Source organism: Mycobacterium marseillense (assembly GCF_010731675.1).
Lineage (GTDB): Bacteria > Actinomycetota > Actinomycetes > Mycobacteriales > Mycobacteriaceae > Mycobacterium > Mycobacterium marseillense.
The window spans coordinates 870,365-887,542 of record NZ_AP022584.1; the positions used below are offsets into that span (position 1 = coordinate 870,365).

The following is a 17,178-nucleotide window of genomic DNA, read 5'->3' on the forward strand; positions in this document are numbered from 1 at the left end:
CGCGGCCGGAAAGTGACGCAGCCCATTCGTCACCCGGAATTGTGCCCCACTTCACAAGAAACTCTTGACTCGTTCCAGATAAGTGCGTCATATTGGTGCGGTGTCATCGACGGCCGATTACGCGGACAGGTTGCGGATGGCCGATCTGCGGGTGACCCGCCCCCGGGTCGCCGTACTCGAAGTCGTGGACGCCAATCCGCACGCCGACACCGAGACGATCTTCTCGGCGGTCCGGAGGGGCCTGCCCGATGTGTCCCGCCAAGCCGTCTACGACGTGCTGAACGCGCTGACCACGGTCGGCCTGGTCCGGCGCATCCAGCCGTTGGGCATGGTCGCGCGCTATGAGTCGCGGGTCGGCGACAACCATCACCACGTCGTGTGCCGGTCCTGCGGGATCATCGGCGACATCGACTGCGCCGTCGGCGAGGCGCCGTGCCTGACACCGTCCGACGACGACAACGTTCTTGATGGCTTCGTTCTCGACGAGGCCGAAGTCATCTACTGGGGTCTGTGCGCCGATTGCTCGACTGCAGGCTCCTAGATCACAGCCCGTGATCGCAGCCCGATTCACCCACCCTCGAAAGGAACGCTGTGTCATCTGATACATCCGGTAGCCGCCCACCCCAACCAGACAGCGGGACGGCTAGCACCAGCGAGAGCGAAAACCCGGCCATCCCGTCCCCCACGCCGAAGGCCCACGCTCCACTGACCAACCAGGACTGGTGGCCCGACCAGGTCGACGTCTCGAGGCTGCACCCGCACTCGCCCCAGTCCAACCCGCTCGGCGATGACTTCGACTACGCCGCGGAGTTCGCCAAGCTCGACGTCGACGCCCTCAAGGCCGACATGATCTCGCTGATGACCACCTCGCAGGACTGGTGGCCGGCCGACTACGGCCACTACGGCGGCCTGTTCATCCGCATGAGCTGGCACGCCGCGGGCACCTACCGCATCCACGACGGCCGCGGCGGCGCCGGCCAGGGCATGCAGCGGTTCGCCCCGCTGAACAGCTGGCCGGACAACGCGAGCCTGGACAAAGCCCGCCGGCTGCTGTGGCCGATCAAGAAGAAGTACGGCAACAAGCTGTCCTGGGCGGACTTGATCACCTACGCCGGCAACGTGGCCCTGGAGTCGATGGGATTCAAGACCTTCGGCTTCGCCTTCGGCCGCGAGGACGTCTGGGAGCCCGAGGAGATCCTCTGGGGCGAAGAGGGCGAATGGTTGGGCACCGACAAGCGCTACTCCGGTGAGCGTGACCTCGCGCAACCCTACGGCGCCACCACCATGGGTCTGATCTACGTCAACCCCGAAGGCCCGGAGGGCAAGCCGGATCCGGTCGCGGCGGCGATCGACATCCGGGAGACCTTCGGCCGCATGGCGATGAACGACGAGGAGACCGCCGCGCTGATCGTCGGCGGGCACAGCTTCGGCAAGACCCACGGCGCCGGTGACGCCGAATTGGTCGGCCCCGAGCCCGAGGCCGCCCCGATCGAGCAGCAGGGACTCGGCTGGAAGAGCTCGTATGCCAGCGGGTCGGGCAAGGACGCGATCACCAGCGGCCTCGAGGTCGTCTGGACGCCCACGCCGACGAAGTGGGACAACTCCTTCCTGGAGACGTTGTACGGCTACGAGTGGGAGCTGACCAAGAGCCCCGCCGGCGCGTGGCAGTTCACCGCCAAGGACGGCGCGGGTGCGGGCACGATTCCGGACCCGTTCGGCGGCGCGGGCCGCGCCCCGACGATGCTGGTCACCGACATCTCGTTGCGGGAGTCCCCGATCTACGCCGACATCACGCGGCGCTGGTTGGACCACCCCGAGGAGCTGGCCGACGCGTTCGCCAAGGCGTGGTACAAGCTGCTGCACCGCGACATGGGCCCGATCAGCCGCTACCTGGGGCCATGGGTCGGCGAGCCGCAGCTGTGGCAGGACCCCGTTCCCGCCGTCGACCACGAGCTGGTCGACGACCAGGACGTCGCGGCGCTGAAGAAGAAGGTGCTCGACTCCGGGCTGTCGATTTCGCAGCTGGTCAAGACGGCCTGGGCGGCGGCGGCGAGCTATCGCAACACCGACAAGCGCGGCGGGGCGAACGGCGGGCGGCTGCGCCTGCAGCCGCAGCGCAACTGGGAGGCCAACGAACCCTCCGAGCTCGACAAGGTGCTGCCGGTGCTGGAAAAGATCCAGCAGGACTTCAACGGCTCGGCATCGGGCGGCAAGAAGATCTCGCTGGCCGACCTGATCGTGCTGGCGGGCTCGGCGGCCGTCGAGAAGGCGGCCAAGGACGCCGGTTACGAGATCTCGGTGCACTTCGCGCCGGGCCGGACGGATGCCTCGCAGGAGAGCACCGACGTGGAGTCGTTCGCGGTGCTCGAACCGCGGGCCGACGGGTTCCGCAATTACACCCGCCCTGGCGAGAAGGCGCCGCTCGAGCAGCTGCTGCTGGAACGGGCCTACCTGCTCGGCGTGACCGGTCCGGAGCTGACCGTGCTCGTCGGCGGCCTGCGTGCCCTCGGCGCCAACCACGGCAGCAGCAAGCACGGGGTGTTCACCGACAGGCCGGGCACGTTGACCAACGACTTCTTCGTCAACCTGCTCGACATGGGCACCGAGTGGAAGGCGTCGGAGACCGCGGAGAACGTCTACGAAGGGCACGACCGGGCTTCCGGCGCGCTCAAGTGGACCGCGACCGCGAATGACCTTGTCTTCGGCTCCAACTCGGTGCTGCGTGGGCTGGTCGAGGTCTACGCCCAAGATGACGCCCACGGGAAGTTCGTCGAGGACTTCGTCGCGGCGTGGGTGAAGGTCATGAACAACGACCGGTTCGACCTCAAGTAAAAGCCGGATAGCGAGCGACACCCCGCGGGCCGTCGGCTCGCGGGGTGTCGTTTCGAATGTGGGGGTTAGGCACGAATCGGTCCGCGGCTCAGCGGGCCAAATCCCACTGCCCGTAGTCGGGCGCGAGGACGTCGTCGACGTCCACGTTGATCCCGCCGAGCAGGGGGCCCGGGTTCGACGGGCTGTTGACGACGGCCTGGTAGAGCACCGCCGACGGTTCGCGCTCCCCGTGCGACCACGACCGCGTCTGCCACGCCCACCGGTGACCCGGCGTGCTGGAGTCCCCGATGACACCGTCGCGGATGGCCCACCCGCAGGCCCTGGCATGCCCGTAGATGCCGGTGCGGCCGACGCCCAGCACCGAATTGATCCCCCGAAACCAGTCAACGGCAACGCCATTCCAGGTGTTGTCGTCGATGTCGTCGTCGACGCTGAAGAAGATGGGCGCGGAGTCCGGTCCCCCGGCCGCGGCGTGCAGCCGCATCGCCGTCTGGGCGTCGGCGACGCCGCCGTCGTGCCCGCGGGTGCAGTCCGACGGGTCGGGCCAGCCCGGCTTGCCGTACTGGAAATTGCTGACGATCTGCAGGCCCGCCGCGCGCAGCGAGTCCGCGTACGCGCGGGTGATGGGCTTCGCCTCGAAGTTTGCGCCCGGGCGCGACTCCGACACGTAATTGATCACCCCGCCGTATCCCGCGGCCTTGATCTCTTCCGGGGCGATCCGCTTCTCGGCGAAATCGATCAGCGTCAGCCCGGCCGCCGACGCCGTCGGCCCGTCGGCGATCGCGGCCCCCAGGCCGAGAACGGCCGGGGCGAACGCGTACTTCAGGACGTCGCGTCTGGAAACAGAACGCGGCGCATGTACCGCCGGTGCAGCCGAATCCCGCACCGCGCGATGGTAACAAAGCGCCCGAGCCGATCATTGTCGCCGGTCAGCGCCCGGAACACCCCGGCCGGAAAGCCGGCGCCCGCCCGCCAGTGGCATGATCTTTGCGTGTCGGACATCCCGGGGGCCGTCTTCGCGCGAGACGGTGGGCGTCGGGCTCGTTGCGCTCGCTTAGGTGATCGAACTATAGTCTGGACACATGTCCAGTTTGCTGTCACGGAGTTCGGGAGCCCGTTGACCGCGATGGATTCGGCGCCTTTCCGCGGTCATTTTCCAGCAAAGAAGAGTTGAGTATGCGAATTGCCCTGCTGTCCTACCGTAGTAAGACCCATTGCGGCGGACAGGGCGTCTACGTGCGCCATCTCAGCCACGGTCTGGTGGAACTCGGTCACGACGTCGAGGTGTTCTCCGGGCAGCCGTATCCCGACCTGCTGGACCCTCGCGTCCGGCTCACCGAGGTGCCGAGCCTTGATCTGTATCGGGAACCCGACCCGTTCCGGGTGCCGCGGCCGAGCGAAATTCGCGACTCCATCGACCTTTTGGAATTGCTGACCACGTGGACCGCGGGCTTTCCCGAACCGCGGACGTTCACGATGCGCGCCGCGCGGTTACTGGCCGAGCGGGCAGGCGATTTCGACGTCGTCCACGACAACCAGAGCCTGGGCACCGGGCTGCTCAGCATCGCGGACGCGGGCCTGCCGGTGGTGGCCACCGTGCACCACCCGATCACCCGCGACCGGGTGCTGGATCTGGCCGCGGCGCGATGGTGGCGAAAACCGTTGGTGCGCCGCTGGTATGGCTTCTTGGACATGCAGCAGGAGGTGGCCCGCCACGTCCCCGACCTGTTGACTGTCTCGTCGTCGTCGGCCGACGACATCATCAGCGACTTCGGTGTCTCGCCGGACCAGCTGCACGTGGTGCCGCTCGGGGTGAACACCGAGCTGTTCAAACCCGGCTCCGGGCCGCGGGAGCCGGGTCGCATCATCGCGATCGCCAGCGCCGACACCCCACTGAAGGGTGTCCGCACCCTCCTGCACGCGGTCGCGAAGCTGCGGACCGTCCGCGATCTCGAGCTGCGGCTGGTCGCCAAGGTCGAACCCAACGGCCCGACCCACAAGCTCATCGCCGAACTCGGCGTCTCCGACATCGTGCACATCACCAGCGGGCTCTCCGATGCTGAGCTCGCGGCGTTGTTCGCGTCCGCGGAGGTGGCCTGCATCCCGTCACTCTACGAAGGCTTTTCGCTGCCCGCCGTGGAAGCCATGGCCAGCGGAACCCCGATCGTCGCCAGCCGGGTGGGCGCCCTGCCGGAAGTCCTTGGGACGGACGGCGCTTGCGCGGAGCTGGTACCGCCCGCCGACGTGGACGCCCTGACCCACGCCCTCGGTGAACTGCTGGATTCTCCGGAAAAGCGCCGCAGCCTCGGCAAGGCGGGACGGACACGCGCGGTCGACGTCTTCAGCTGGGAAGCCGTTGCCGCCCAGACCGTTCGGGTCTACGAGCGGGCGATCGCCCGCACCGCGCGAGGCGAGGCGACATGCTGACCGTCGATTTCGACCGACTCGGGGTCGGCCCGTCGAGCAAGGTCATCGACGTGGGGTGCGGCGCGGGCCGGCACGCCTTCGAAGCGTATCGGCGCGGTGCCGACGTTGTCGCCTTCGACCGCGACGAGGACGAACTACGGTCTGTTGACAGTATTTTGCGCGCGATGGCCGACAACGGCGAGGCGCCCGCCGGAGCGTCAGCGAAGGTGGTGGTCGGGGATGCGCTCAAGTTGCCCTATGCCGATCAGACATTCGACTGTGTCATCGCCTCGGAGATCCTGGAGCATGTACCGCAGGACGACATCGCGATCGCCGAACTGATCAGGGTGCTCAAAGTCGGTGGCACGCTGGCGGTCAGCGTGCCGCGCTGGCTGCCCGAACGGGTGTGCTGGTTGCTGTCCGACGAATACCACGCCAACGAAGGTGGCCACGTGCGTATCTACCGGGCCAACGAATTGCGCGGCAAGATCCTCGGTGGCGGAATGGAATTGACGCATACTCATCACGCGCACGCACTGCACTCGCCCTTCTGGTGGCTGAAATGCGCTGTGGGCGTCTCGAACACCGACCACCCGGCGGTGACGGCGTATCACAAGCTTTTGGTCTGGGATCTGATGCAACGCCCCAAGCTCACCCAGCTGGCCGAGTCGCTGCTCAATCCGTTGGTGGGCAAGAGCGTGGCGATGTACTTCGTCAAGCAGCAGCAGGCCGGCAGCCAAGCGAGCGCAGGATATTCAGTTGCATCGGTCTAACCTGCCCGCGGTCGCGGGGGTGCTCACTCCCGAACAATGCCGACAGACCGCGCTGTCGATTGCCGCCGCCCAGGAATCCTCGGGGGCCATCCCCTGGTTCGAGGGCGGCCATACCGATCCGTGGGACCACGTGGAGTGCGCGATGGCACTGACCACCGCCGGACTGCTGGAGCCGGCGCGGGCGGCCTTCGAGTGGAGCCGGCGCACCCAGCGGCCCGATGGCTCGTGGCCCCTCCAGTTTCGGGCGGGGGCGATCGAAGACGCCAACAGCGACAGCAACTTTTGCGCCTACATCGCCGCCGGCGTGTGGCACCACGTACTGATCACGGGCGACGCGTCCTTCGCGGCCCAGATGTGGCCGGTGGTGCACAAGGCGATCGATTTCGTCATCGACATGCAGGTCGGTAGCGGCGAAATCGCTTGGGCGCGAAGCGAAGCCGGACTGTTGCCGGAAGCCTTGCTGACCGGGTGCTCGAGCGTGTATCACAGCATCCGCTGCGCGCTCGCGCTGGCGGCCTTCGTTGAGGATCCACAGCCGGAGTGGGAACTGGCGCTGGGCAGACTGGGCCACGCCATCACCGACCATCCGGAGGCGTTCACCGAAAAAGAGCGCTACTCGATGGACTGGTACTACCCCATCCTCGGCAGCGCCCTGCGGGGTCCGGCCGCAGCGGCGCGCATCAAGCAGCGCTGGGATGACTTCGTGGTCGACGGACTGGGCATCCGATGCGTCGGCGATCGCCCCTGGGTGACCGGTGCCGAGACCTGCGAGCTGGTGATGGCGCTGGATGCCCTCGGCCAGCGCGCCGACGCTCACCGCCAGTTCGCCGCGATGCAGCACCTTCGCGAGGACGACGGATCCTATTGGACGGGCCTGGTTTTCGCGGACGGAAAACGGTGGCCCGAGGAGCGCACCACCTGGACCGGCGCCGCCATGATCCTGGCGGCAGACGCCTTGTCGGACGCGACGCCCGGCGCGGGGATCTTCCGGGGCGACGCGCTGCCGATGGGTCTGCAGACCGAGTTCGACTGCGAATGCGTCGCGGCCGGGCCCGGCCGGTAACCGGAGACCCGCTGCGCTACACCGGCTCCCCGGGCTGGCCGCTGACACGTTCGAGCACGCGTAGCGACCCGATGGCCGACACCTCCCGGAACTGTCCGGAATCGATTGCGCGGCAGTAGATGTGATACGGCGGTCGCCCGCCGTCCTTGGGGTCGGGGAACACGTCGTGGATGACCAGCGCCCCGCCGGCCGCGACCCACTTGGCCCACCCGTCGAAGTCCTGGTTCGCGGCGTCCTCGCTGTGACCACCGTCGATGAACAGGAACTGCAACGGCGCCCGCCACGCCCGCGCCACCAGCGGTGACTTGCCGACGATCGTGACGACGTGTTCGTCCAACTGGGCGGTGTCCAGGGTGCGACGAAACGTGGGCAGGGTGTCGAACAGGCCCGTGACCTCATCCACCAACGAGGCGTCGTGGTATTCCCAGCCGGCCTGGTGCTCCTCGGAGCCGTGGTGGTGGTCGATCGTGTAGAGCACGGCCGCGGTCTGCTGCGCGGCCGCGCCCAGCAACAGGGTGGATTTGCCGCAGTACGTGCCGATCTCGACGCCGGTGCCGCCATCGAGATAACGCAGCGCGGCGTCATACAGCGCGTGCCCTTCGTCGGCCGGCATGAAACCTTGTACCTGTTCGGCCAGGGCGAACAAGCGCTCGGGCGCACCCGCGTCGACGTGATCCATCAGCTGAACTTATCGCCTGGATCGGCGCCGCCGTCACCGTGGTCGGTGTTCGCGCTGAGCGATCACGCGAGGTCCGCGGGCCGGGTGGCCAGCGCGCGCCGCCAGATCGCTTTACCATCATGGGCGTGCGCGCCTTGCCCCTCTCTAGATTCGGTGCCGTCGGCCTCGCCGCGGTCACCGCCGCGGCCGCCCTTCTGCTGGCCGCCGCCGCCCTTCCGCCCGCGTCGCCGCTCGCGGCGCCGGTGGCCGCCGCCGCCTGCCCGCCGGTGCAGGTCGTGTTCGCCCGCGGCCGCAACGAATCACCCGGAGCGGGCGTGCTCGGCAACGCGTTCATCAGCGCCCTGCGATCCAAGGTGTCCAGGACCGTCGACGCCTATGCCGTGCGATACCCCGCCGACACCGAGGTCGCCCAGGGCGCCAACGACATGAGCCACCACATCCAGGACACGGTCAACAATTGCCCCGACACCCGGCTGGTGCTGGGCGGCTACTCGCTGGGCGCGGCGGTCACCGACGTCGTGCTGGCCGCGCCCATCGGCGCCTTCGGTTTCGACAGCCCCCTGCCGCCCGGTGTCGATCAGCACATCGCCGCGGTCGCGTTGTTCGGCAACGGAAGCCAATGGGTGGGTCCGATCACCAACTTCAACCCGACCTACAACGACCGGACCATCGAGTTGTGCCACGGCGCCGACCCGATCTGCAACCCGGCCGATCCGAACACCTGGAAGCAGAACTGGCCGCAACATCTCGCCGGCGCCTACATCGACGCGGGCATGGCCAATCAGGCCGCCGATTTCGTCGCGGGCAAGCTCTGATCGCTGCGCCGACCGTCCACGCCTAGCGCAGGTTGGTGGGGTTGAGATCCTCGGGCATCTGCTGTCCGGCGTCCTCGTAGGCCTGCTTGATCGCGGCCATCGCCGGGGCGCCGTAGTCGCGCTTTTTCGCCACCACCGTGTCGTAGCTGGCCCGCAGCGGGTCCAAATGCCCACGGAATTCCGGGATCACGTAGCGCCCCATCAGTTCATAGCTGCGCAGCGTGGTCTCGCGGTCGGCCCAGTCGCCGGCCAGCACCAGGAAGCCGCCGAACCCGCCGGTGATGTTCTGTAGCCGGTGCAACGCCTCGATCATGTCGTCGGGCGTGCCGACGATCGCGGCGTCCTCCTCGATCTCTTGCTCCAGCGTGTAGTCGTTCTTCAGCCCGGCGACCCGCTTGAAGTACCCGATGCGTTCGGCCTCGCGACCCTCGCGGACCTCGGCCTTGGCCTGTTCCCGTGTGGGCGCCAGGTGCGCGCGGATCACCAGGCGCCACTCCTCGCGCCGCAGTTGCTTGCCGCTCTCCGCGGCGGCCTTCTCCCCCAGCGCCCAGTGCGCGGCCAGATCCTTCTTCCCGCCGATCAGCCCGGCGCCGAGCGACAGCACCCCGACCCCGTGCGTACCCGCCGCCGTCATGCCCGACGGCGAAGTGCTCGACGCGACGGCGATCGGCATCGAACCGTTCACCGGAAGCAGTTGCAGCCGAGCCTCTTCCAACGTGAACCAGTCGCTGTGGTGGGTGACGGTCTCACCGGCCAGCAGCCGAATGATCACCCCGAGCGCTTCGTTCATCCGCGGCCGCTGGGTCACCGGGTCGATGCCCATCATCGTCGCGTCGGAGATCAGCGCGCCCGGACCAACTCCCAGCATCGCCCGGCCGTGGGTCAGGTAGTCGAGTTGCACGAACCGGTCGGCCACCATCATCGGGTGGTGGTACGGCAGGCTGACCACCCCGGAACCCAGCCGGATCCGCCGGGTCCGTTGCCCGGCGACCGCCAGGAACATCGCGGGATCGGCGATGTTCTCCCACGCAGCAGAGTGATGCTCGCCGACCCACGCCTCGTCGAATCCCCAGCGGTCACACCACTCGATCAGTTCGAGGTCGCGCTCATAGGTGGTCAGCGGGCTTTCGCGCACGGGGTGGTAGGGCGCGATGAAGGTTCCAAAGCTCAGCATGCCGTCCAGCTCCTATAATCTACGTCAACGTTCATGTTCAAGTAATGCTGTGAGGGGGCGTCCGATGCTCGATTCCGCCGCGTACCGCACCATCGACGTCGCGGTCGACGACGCGACCGCCGTGGCGGTGCTGACGTTGAACCGCCCCGACAAGGCCAATGCCGTTGACGACGTGATGCATTCGGAGCTGTCCCGGGTGTTCGCGGCAGCCCAGGACGACGCCCGCGTGCGTGCCGTGGTGCTGACCGGTGCGGGCCGGACCTTTTCCGCCGGCGGCGACGAATCCAGCGATCGCCAGTACGCGACCGCCTCGGGGCGCACCCCGATCGAGGAGGCGCGCCACATCGTCGACGACATCGTCGGGCTGGCCAAGCCCCTCGTCGCCGCGGTCAACGGCCACGCGATCGGACTCGGCGCGGTGCTGGCGACCCTGGCCGACGTCTCCTACATGGCCGAATCGGCGAAGCTTGGTGATCTGCACGTGCACGCCGCGCTGCCCGCCGGCAACGGCGCGGCGGTGATCTGGCCGCTGCTCGTCGGGCTCAACCGCGCCAAGCACCTGCTGATGACGGGCGAAATCCTCACCGCCGCAGAGGCCGAACGCTTCGGGCTGATCACCCGCGCTGTCCCGCCCGGCGAGGTGTTGCCGTCCGCCATGGCGATGGCGCACCGGCTCGCGACGCTGGCACCCCAAGCCGTCCAGGGCACCAAGGCGGCGGTGAATCGGCTGCTCGCGATGGCCTCCGGCGCGGTGCTGCCCTACTCCCTCGCCCTCGAGGCGGCCGCCATGGAGCACGACGACTTTCGCGCCGCGATGGCAAGGCTGGGCCGCGGGTGAGGCTTGCATCAGTAGGGACGCTAAAACGCCGCCCGACATTTGTCAACGTCAACGTTCACGTTGATAACTGCGTTAATCCTCAGGTCAGCTCGCCTGATGGCGTATTTTTGTCAGGGCGACAGCTCGTCACATGAGGAGGCCGACGATTCCAGCCGCACGCCAGCAGAGCGACAACGCTCGGCGCCGCCATGAGCGGCGAAACGCCGACCGCCGCGCGTCCAACGAGCGGTGGCAGACCATTCTCAAGGGCGCAACGGAGGTCTTTCTCCGTGAAGGGTTCGCCCGGGCGCGGCTCGAGGACGTCGCCATCGAGGTGGGCATCAATCGTGCCTCGCTGTACTACTACGTGGGCACCAAAGAGGAATTGCTTGTCGCGCTCATCGAACAGCCGGCCTACGAGATGACCCGGCATTGCCGCGAAGCGCTCGAGTCGGGCGCCGCGCCGGACGAGAAATTGCGCCGCGCGCTGGGCGCCTACATCAGCGACCTCGCCGCCTATCCCGAGCTTTTCCTGCTGTTCGGCGAATCCCAGCACATCGCAACCATTCCGGAGGCGCAGGGCATCGTCGCCAACGCCGACGCCTATGGCAAGACGCTGCTGGCGATCATCGAGGAGGGCGTCGCGGGTGGGGTGTTCCGCTCGGATCTGGACCCGCGGCTGGCGATGCTCGGCATCCTGGGCATGCACAACTGGATTCACCGTTGGTATGTGCCCGGGGGCCGCAATTCGCTGACCGAGATCGGCGACGCCTTCGCCGCCATGGTGCTCTCCGGCCTGCGCCCCTGACCCCGGACTGTACGCAATCTCGCCGGTTGGTCCGCAGCGAGCTGCGTTGACGGGCGGGCGGGACCTGAGATTGAATGCAATCTGCAGCGCTGCCCGATTCAATCCGCCACCCGAGAGGAGCCGCCATGCCGCGTCTGGAGCCGATCCCCCGGGGCGATGTCACCGACGAGTTCACGCGCAAGATGTACGACTTCATGTTCGGCGATCGCGATCCGGTCGCCGAGCCGGGCACCGTCGGCGGCACCCCCGGCAACTGGTGGACGGTCATGGCGCAGTCCCCCGCCGCACTGCGGCACGCCGTGCGCGGCTTCCGCCTGTACCGCGAAGAGGTGACCATCCGCGCGGATCATCGTGAGCTGGGCCAGATCCGGGCGGGCTGGGTGGTCGGCAGCCAGTTCGTCTTCTCGCAACACTGCAAGGCGTGCCGGTCGGCCGGACTGTCCGAGGAGAAGATCGCGGCCATCCCGTCCTGGCCGACCGCCGACTGCTTCGACCGGACCGAGCGGCTGTTGCTGGCCTACACGGATTGCCTTGCCGGACAGCATGGCCGGGTGCCCGAACGGCTGATGGATCAGCTGCGGGAGGTCTTCACCGACACCGAGATCCTCGAATTCACTTACACCACCACGATGTACGTGATGCACGCGATCATGTCCCGGGCGCTGCGGCTGGAGTTCGACGACGTCGACGACCCGACCGTGGAGGTGGTCGACCCGGATGGCGGCGGTGTGCTCGACATCGGCGCCGCGACCTCCGGGCGTGACTGACATGACCAAGATGGACGGCCGGTCGGAGCTGGCGTACCGGCTGATCAGGCGCGCCATCGCCGAGGGCGAGTTCGAACCGGGTTCGCGGTTGGTCGAACAGCGCATCGGCGAGATGTTCGACCTGTCCCGCACCCCGGTGCGGGAAGCGTTGCGGGCCTTGGCCGCCGACGGCCTGGTCACCATCGAACGCAACCGCGGTGCCATCGTCGCGACGATGTCCGACACCGACATCCGCGACCAGTATGAGCTGCGCGCCCGGCTGGAGTCGCTGGCCGCCGAGCGCGCGGCGACGCGGATGGGTGCTGACGGCGTCGCGGCCCTCGACGCCGCGATCGCCGAGTTTGACGAGGGTATCGAACTGATGTCCGGCGGTTCGCCCGACGCCGGCCTGCGCCGTATCACCGCCGCCAACAGCGCCTTTCACCAGGCGATCGTCGCGGGCGCGCAGCATCGGCGGCTGTCCGCGCTGCTTGAGCACGCCGTCGATATCCCCTTGGTGTACCAGGTGTTTCGGCATCAAACGCGGCAGGAACGCGAGCGGTCCAACCTGTTCCACCGCATGGTGCGCGACGCGATCGCGGACGGCGAGTCGCAGCGCGCCGGCGCCTTGATGGCCGAGCACATCCTGCAGGGTCGCGATTCCCTGCTGATGCTGCGGTCGCAGCAGGGACGCGAGACCGAAACGCACGCTTCGTGACTGCCGGAGTCGGCGAGCGTTTCCGGCTGGACGGGCGTGTCGCCGTGGTGACCGGCGCGACGTCCGAGCTGGGTCTGGCGATCGCACGGGCGCTCGGCGCGGCGGGCGCGCGAATCGCCCTGGCGGGCCGGCGACTCGGCGACATCGAAACCAGTTGCGCCGCGTTGCGCGATGGCGGCATCGACGCCGCCGCCTTCCAGGTCGACGTGGCCGACCCCGAATCCTGCACGTCCGCAACGGGTCAGGTCGTCGACCGGTTCGGCGCCGTGGACGTGCTGGTCAACAACGCCGGCGTGGGCACAGCCGCGCCCGCGACTCGCGAAGACCCCGACCAGTTCCGGCGCACTCTGGAGGTGAACCTCATGGGTGCCTACTGGATGAGCCAGGCCTGCGGGCGGTTGATGCCGCCCGGCTCGGCGGTGGTGATGATCAGCAGCATCCTGGGGCTGACGACGACCTCGCTACCGCAGGCCGGCTACGTGTCGAGCAAGGCGGGGCTGCTGGGCCTGACCCGGGATTTGGCCCGGCAGTGGACCGGCCGCAAGGGGATTCGGGTCAACGCCGTGGCGCCCGGCTTCCTGTCGACGGGCCTGACCGCATACACCCCGGACGGCTTCAACGACGAATTCGTCGCCACTCGCGTGCCCGCGGCGCGGCTGGGTGAACCCGACGAGGTCGCCGCCGCAGTCCTGTTCCTGGCGAGCCCGGCCTCCTCATTCGTCAGCGGCGCCGTGCTGCCCGTCGACGGTGGCGCCCTGATCACCTGAGCGACGCGCGAATAGCAGGCCCCGCAGGTGTTCGGTGACGGCGGGGTCGATCAGGTCAGGTTCGTAGAGCAGTTCGGGCGGGAAATACAGCACGATCTCGTCGATGCCTACCTGGTGCCAACCGGCCACCCATTCGTCGAACGCCCGCACCGACGACCAGATGGGATCCGGTGTGGTCGCGGGATTGCCGGCCAACAGTTGGCGCCGGATGGTCGAGGGGTCACGGCCCGATTCGGCGCAGTATTCGTCGAGGGCGGCCGACCGCCGTGTGGTGATGTCCAGCAGCCGCCGCGACGACAGGCCCCAGCCGCCGAACGAGCTCCAGATGTCCCCGAAGCGGGCGACCAACCGCAGGCTTGAATCGTCGTGTGCGGCAATGCAGATCGGCGGCCGTGGCCGCTGCAGCGGCGCGGGCCGTAATCGCAGGCCGTCAGCCCGGTAGTAGGCGCCGTCGAAGTCGACCGGTTCGGCGCGCAGCAGCCCGTCGATCAGCTCGACCGCCTCGGCGAACCGCGCCGCGCGCTCGTCGCGCGACCAGGGTTCGGTGCCGACCAGTTCGTGATCCGTCGGCGCGTAACCGGCGCCGATCCCCAACTGCAGCCGCCCGCCCGACATGTTTTCGACCGTGGCGGCCTGGCGGGCCAGCACCGCCGGGTGGCGCAGGATGACATTGGAGACCAAGGGGCCCAGCAGGATGTGTCGGGTGCAGTTGGCCAGGCCGGCCAGCGTGGTAAACGCCTCGAACCAATTCGACCTGGGCGCTTGGGGATTGGCTCCATGATCATCGATCCACAGGCTGCGGAAGCCCAGCTCTTCGGCGCGTTCGCAGCGGTCCACCAGCGTGGGCCAGGCGACGTTGGGAAACAGCAGCGCCCCGAAGTCGGTCACCGGCTCGCGTGCAGCGATTCGGTCCGGGCGTCGTTCTCGGCGCGGCGGCGAGCCTCCCGCTCCTCCAGAAATTGTTGTGTGGCACCGACGATCGCGTTGGTGATATTGCCCATCAGCGTTTCACGGTGGAAGATCGTCCAGTCGCGGCTGCGCTCGAGTGGTTCGAGCGAGTCCTGGAACACCGGCATGACGTAGCGGCTGAACAGCTCGTAGGAGCGCAGCGTGGCCTCGCGGTTGGCCCACTCGTGCGCCATCAGCAGGTAGGTGCCGAAGCCGCCGGATTGTTTCTCGAGCCGGCGTAGTTGCTCGATCGCCATCTCGGGAGTGCCGATCACTCCGACTCCGGTCTCGTTGACCGCGGCCACGATGTCCTCGCCCGGATCGAAATCTCCCAAAATCGGTATCGCGCCGACATTTTGGAAGTAGTCCACCCACTGTGCCAGGCCCGCCTCGACCTCCTTGCGGGCCTGGTCCTCGGACTCGGCGAGGTGCATCGGTCCGCACATCCGCCAGCCCTGGCGGCTCACGGTGGTGCCGTGCGCGGCGGCGGTTTCGGTTGCGGTGCGCCAATTGCGGGCCAGCGCATCGAAGGCCTTCTTCTGGGTGGCCGCGATCGAGAGCAGCCCGATGCCGAACTTGCCCGCCGCCACCGGGCCGGAGGGCGATGCCGTCACCGCCACGCTGACCTCGATGTTGGGCTTGCTGTACGGGCGCAGCTGCAACCGGGCGTCGCGCAGGGTGAACCAGTCGGTCTCCCGGTTGACCGGCGCCTCGCCGCGCCATAGTTCCAGCACCGCGTCCAGGGACTCGAGCATCATGTCCCGCTGTCGTGTGGTCTCGATGCCCATCATGTACGCGTCCCCGGGCAGCGCGCCCGGCCCGACCCCGACGATCAGGCGCCCCCGCGTGAGGTGGTCGAGTTGCACCATGCGGTCGGCGAACATGAAGGGGTGGTGGTACGGCAGGGAGGCCACGCCGGTGCCCAGTCGGATCCGTTTGGTGCGGGCCGCCGCCGTCGCGATCATCAGGTCCGGCGCTCCGATGATTTCCGTTCCGCCGGAATGGTGTTCGCCGAACCAGGCTTCCTCGTAGCCGAGGTTCTCGACGGCCTCTACTAGTTGCAGGTCACGCTCGAAGGCGAGCGTCGGGTTGTCGCCGACCATGTGGTACGGGGCGATGAAGACACCAAAGCGCATGAGGCGAATCTACGTCTACGTTCACGTTCATGCAAGCCGCGGCCGAGCAGACGCAGGATCGCGTGCTGGGGTGCCCTATCGTGCGATTATGCGTCTGCTCGCGGGGTTTTAGTCCAGGTTCGCCGCGTGCCGTGCCAGGCGCTTGGCGCGTTCCATGTCGTAGTGCTTGCGGGTGACCAGGCGCTGCGCGAACAGGCCGCCCCCGGACTGCACGTTGGTCACCAGATGCCAGCCGCCGTAGGAATCGGCCGTGGTGTCGCGAATCGCATGGAACAGCTTGGCGCGGGCGTCCCCGGACACCTCGGAGGCGCCGGTCAAATACTTGCGCAGCTGGGGGCCGATGTCCGGGTTGTCCAGGTCCGCCATCGACGGCGTCGTGATCACCCCGCCCCCGGCGATGTCGTGCAGATGACGGACCATCAGGTTGAAGTTCGCCGCGCCAAGGTATTTGGTCGCGTTCGTGTACAGGTCGTCGGGATAGTAGTAGCCCTCGGGTGTGGTGTGCGCGTTGCTGATCGCGGCCTCCATGCCCGCCCGCAGGTTGGTGGCATGGATCATCATCTCGTCGATCTTCTCCCGGATATGTGAGACCCGGGCGGTGCCGTTGGCTTCGGCCATTAACTGGGCCAGGCCCACCATCTCGTCGGCCTGTTCGACCATCACCGCGGTGCCGCCGAGGCGCTCCCACAGGCCCAGGGAATGCGCGAAGATCCCGGCCTGCGCGGCGATGCCGTCGAGGAACACGTGCTCGTGGGGGACGAACACATCGTCGAAGATCACGAACCCGTCCGGCATGCTGCGCCGGGCGCTCACCGGGTAGTCGCGCTCGTCGCCGCCGCGGGCCTGCACGGTGCGGCTGATGACGTGCACCCCGGCGGCGCTGACCGGTACCGCGCAGGCGATCGCGTAGTGCTCCTCCCCCGGCTTCATCGACTTCGTCGGCATCACCATCAGGTGATGGGCGAACGGCGCGGCGCTGATGTGCAGTTTGGCGCCGCGGATCACCACTCCATCGTCGCGGCGCTCCACCACCCGCACGTACTGGTCGGCGTCGTCCTGCGCGGACGGCGCTTTGGATCGGTCGCCTTTGGAGTCGGTGATGCATTCGGCGATTCGGATGTCATCCCGGCGTGCCTGTGCGACATAGGCATTGATACGTGCGACGAATTCGGGGTGGGCGTCGGCGAGGCGCGCCGCCGCCACCACGAGTGTCATCAACGACTGGTAGGTGACGTTGAGCAGCAGGTCCATGCTGGTGAGGATCGGTACCCGATCGCGCAGCTCCTCGACGCTGCGCGGCGCCTCCACGAGCGGGTTCACCGCGTCGGAGCCCGGCCGGTAGTACTCGTCGTATCCGGCGGCCACCGCGTCCAGCGCCGGCGCCAGCAGCGCATCGGTGTCCAGGTCGGCGACCAATTTGCCGTCCTGGTAGATGCGCCGTCCGTCGCGGAGTGAGTTCTTGTACTGCTCACCGGTCATCATGGTCGCTGCGTTCT

General features: G+C 67.9%; 17 protein-coding genes. 11 read left to right on the top strand and 6 right to left on the bottom strand.

Going from position 1 to position 17,178, the window contains the following annotated elements:
• The first annotated feature begins 100 nt into the window (after window positions 1-100).
• Both G6N26_RS03875 and katG read left to right on the top strand, forming a co-directional pair.
• Window positions 101-541: a Fur family transcriptional regulator gene (locus G6N26_RS03875; RefSeq protein ID WP_067169696.1), complete on the top strand. Its 441-nt coding sequence runs from the start codon at window positions 101-103 to the stop codon at window positions 539-541.
• A 50-nt stretch (window positions 542-591) separates the two neighbouring features.
• Window positions 592-2,832, top strand: a complete 2,241-nt coding sequence (katG, locus tag G6N26_RS03880) for a catalase/peroxidase HPI (protein ID WP_067169693.1) — start codon at window positions 592-594, stop codon at window positions 2,830-2,832.
• A gap of 88 nt (window positions 2,833-2,920) precedes the next feature.
• Here the strand turns inward: katG and G6N26_RS03885 are convergent, their stop codons facing one another.
• Complete coding sequence (locus tag G6N26_RS03885; RefSeq protein WP_083017196.1) at window positions 2,921-3,718, bottom strand: DUF1906 domain-containing protein; 798 nt, start codon at window positions 3,716-3,718, stop codon at window positions 2,921-2,923.
• 290 nt (window positions 3,719-4,008) lie between these two features.
• Here G6N26_RS03885 and G6N26_RS03890 point away from each other — a divergent pair, with 290 nt between their 5' ends.
• From G6N26_RS03890 to G6N26_RS03900, 3 genes are read left to right on the top strand one after another with little or no spacing between them, the layout of a single operon-like run.
• Complete coding sequence (locus G6N26_RS03890; protein WP_083017198.1) at window positions 4,009-5,259, top strand: glycosyltransferase family 4 protein; 1,251 nt, start codon at window positions 4,009-4,011, stop codon at window positions 5,257-5,259.
• A complete protein-coding gene (locus tag G6N26_RS03895) occupies window positions 5,253-6,011 on the top strand; it encodes a class I SAM-dependent methyltransferase (RefSeq protein ID WP_067169683.1) in 759 nt (252 codons plus the stop codon). Before G6N26_RS03890 ends, G6N26_RS03895 begins: the two co-directional genes overlap by 7 nt.
• Window positions 5,998-7,074, top strand: coding sequence for a prenyltransferase (locus tag G6N26_RS03900; RefSeq protein WP_083017201.1), 1,077 nt, complete (start codon window positions 5,998-6,000; stop codon window positions 7,072-7,074). Before G6N26_RS03895 ends, G6N26_RS03900 begins: the two co-directional genes overlap by 14 nt.
• A 16-nt stretch (window positions 7,075-7,090) precedes the next feature.
• Here G6N26_RS03900 and G6N26_RS03905 read toward each other — a convergent pair whose 3' ends face one another.
• A complete protein-coding gene (locus G6N26_RS03905) occupies window positions 7,091-7,753 on the bottom strand; it encodes a class I SAM-dependent methyltransferase (protein WP_083017203.1) in 663 nt (220 codons plus the stop codon).
• A 119-nt stretch (window positions 7,754-7,872) separates the two neighbouring features.
• Between G6N26_RS03905 and G6N26_RS03910 the strand changes: the two genes are divergently transcribed.
• Entirely contained in the window at window positions 7,873-8,568 is a 696-nt protein-coding gene (locus G6N26_RS03910) for a cutinase family protein (protein ID WP_095577129.1), read from the top strand.
• Window positions 8,569-8,590: 22 nt separating this feature from the next.
• Here G6N26_RS03910 and G6N26_RS03915 read toward each other — a convergent pair whose 3' ends face one another.
• Window positions 8,591-9,742 carry an LLM class flavin-dependent oxidoreductase gene (locus G6N26_RS03915; protein ID WP_067169668.1) on the bottom strand — a complete coding sequence of 384 codons (1,152 nt, stop codon included), beginning with the start codon at window positions 9,740-9,742 and terminating at the stop codon, window positions 8,591-8,593.
• A 64-nt stretch (window positions 9,743-9,806) separates the two neighbouring features.
• Here G6N26_RS03915 and G6N26_RS03920 point away from each other — a divergent pair, with 64 nt between their 5' ends.
• The 5 genes from G6N26_RS03920 (at window position 9,807) to G6N26_RS03940 (ending at window position 13,598) form a co-directional block, all read left to right on the top strand.
• Window positions 9,807-10,580 carry an enoyl-CoA hydratase/isomerase family protein gene (locus G6N26_RS03920; RefSeq protein ID WP_067169663.1) on the top strand — a complete coding sequence of 258 codons (774 nt, stop codon included), beginning with the start codon at window positions 9,807-9,809 and terminating at the stop codon, window positions 10,578-10,580.
• Between the two features lie 130 nt (window positions 10,581-10,710).
• Complete coding sequence (locus G6N26_RS03925) at window positions 10,711-11,367, top strand: TetR/AcrR family transcriptional regulator (RefSeq protein ID WP_179960286.1); 657 nt, start codon at window positions 10,711-10,713, stop codon at window positions 11,365-11,367.
• Window positions 11,368-11,492: 125 nt separating this feature from the next.
• Window positions 11,493-12,134, top strand: coding sequence for a carboxymuconolactone decarboxylase family protein (locus tag G6N26_RS03930; RefSeq protein ID WP_067169661.1), 642 nt, complete (start codon window positions 11,493-11,495; stop codon window positions 12,132-12,134).
• 1 nt (window position 12,135) lies between these two features.
• The gene (locus G6N26_RS03935; RefSeq protein ID WP_067169656.1) at window positions 12,136-12,831 is read left to right on the top strand and encodes a GntR family transcriptional regulator; all 696 of its coding nucleotides are present in this window, start codon (window positions 12,136-12,138) and stop codon (window positions 12,829-12,831) included.
• Window positions 12,828-13,598, top strand: a complete 771-nt coding sequence (locus G6N26_RS03940; protein ID WP_083017207.1) for an SDR family NAD(P)-dependent oxidoreductase — start codon at window positions 12,828-12,830, stop codon at window positions 13,596-13,598. Before G6N26_RS03935 ends, G6N26_RS03940 begins: the two co-directional genes overlap by 4 nt.
• On the opposite strand, the gene G6N26_RS03945 is transcribed toward G6N26_RS03940, so the two are convergent.
• From G6N26_RS03945 to G6N26_RS03955, 3 genes are all read right to left on the bottom strand, one after another.
• Window positions 13,545-14,486, bottom strand: coding sequence for an LLM class flavin-dependent oxidoreductase (locus tag G6N26_RS03945; RefSeq protein WP_163648715.1), 942 nt, complete (start codon window positions 14,484-14,486; stop codon window positions 13,545-13,547). The two genes, G6N26_RS03940 and G6N26_RS03945, sit on opposite strands and share 54 nt — an antisense overlap.
• Window positions 14,483-15,682: an LLM class flavin-dependent oxidoreductase gene (locus G6N26_RS03950; RefSeq protein ID WP_083017212.1), complete on the bottom strand. Its 1,200-nt coding sequence runs from the start codon at window positions 15,680-15,682 to the stop codon at window positions 14,483-14,485. The genes G6N26_RS03945 and G6N26_RS03950 overlap by 4 nt, the downstream gene beginning before the upstream one ends.
• 108 nt (window positions 15,683-15,790) lie before the next feature.
• Entirely contained in the window at window positions 15,791-17,164 is a 1,374-nt protein-coding gene (locus G6N26_RS03955; protein WP_083017214.1) for a 4-hydroxyphenylacetate 3-hydroxylase N-terminal domain-containing protein, read from the bottom strand.
• Between the last annotated feature and the right edge of the window lie 14 nt (window positions 17,165-17,178).

Excerpts from the sequence above, each read along its gene's own strand:
- G6N26_RS03905 (WP_083017203.1), bottom strand. The coding sequence starts at position 7,753 with ATGGATCACGTCGACGCGGGTGCGCCCGAGCGCTTGTTCGCCCTGGCC.
- G6N26_RS03920 (WP_067169663.1), top strand. The coding sequence starts at position 9,807 with ATGCTCGATTCCGCCGCGTACCGCACCATCGACGTCGCGGTCGACGAC.
- G6N26_RS03910 (WP_095577129.1), top strand. The coding sequence starts at position 7,873 with ATGGGCGTGCGCGCCTTGCCCCTCTCTAGATTCGGTGCCGTCGGCCTC.
- G6N26_RS03950 (WP_083017212.1), bottom strand. The coding sequence starts at position 15,682 with ATGCGCTTTGGTGTCTTCATCGCCCCGTACCACATGGTCGGCGACAAC.
- G6N26_RS03935 (WP_067169656.1), top strand. The coding sequence starts at position 12,136 with ATGACCAAGATGGACGGCCGGTCGGAGCTGGCGTACCGGCTGATCAGG.
- G6N26_RS03895 (WP_067169683.1), top strand. The coding sequence starts at position 5,253 with ATGCTGACCGTCGATTTCGACCGACTCGGGGTCGGCCCGTCGAGCAAG.
- G6N26_RS03955 (WP_083017214.1), bottom strand. The coding sequence starts at position 17,164 with ATGATGACCGGTGAGCAGTACAAGAACTCACTCCGCGACGGACGGCGC.
- G6N26_RS03930 (WP_067169661.1), top strand. The coding sequence starts at position 11,493 with ATGCCGCGTCTGGAGCCGATCCCCCGGGGCGATGTCACCGACGAGTTC.
- G6N26_RS03890 (WP_083017198.1), top strand. The coding sequence starts at position 4,009 with ATGCGAATTGCCCTGCTGTCCTACCGTAGTAAGACCCATTGCGGCGGA.
- G6N26_RS03925 (WP_179960286.1), top strand. The coding sequence starts at position 10,711 with ATGAGGAGGCCGACGATTCCAGCCGCACGCCAGCAGAGCGACAACGCT.
- G6N26_RS03915 (WP_067169668.1), bottom strand. The coding sequence starts at position 9,742 with ATGCTGAGCTTTGGAACCTTCATCGCGCCCTACCACCCCGTGCGCGAA.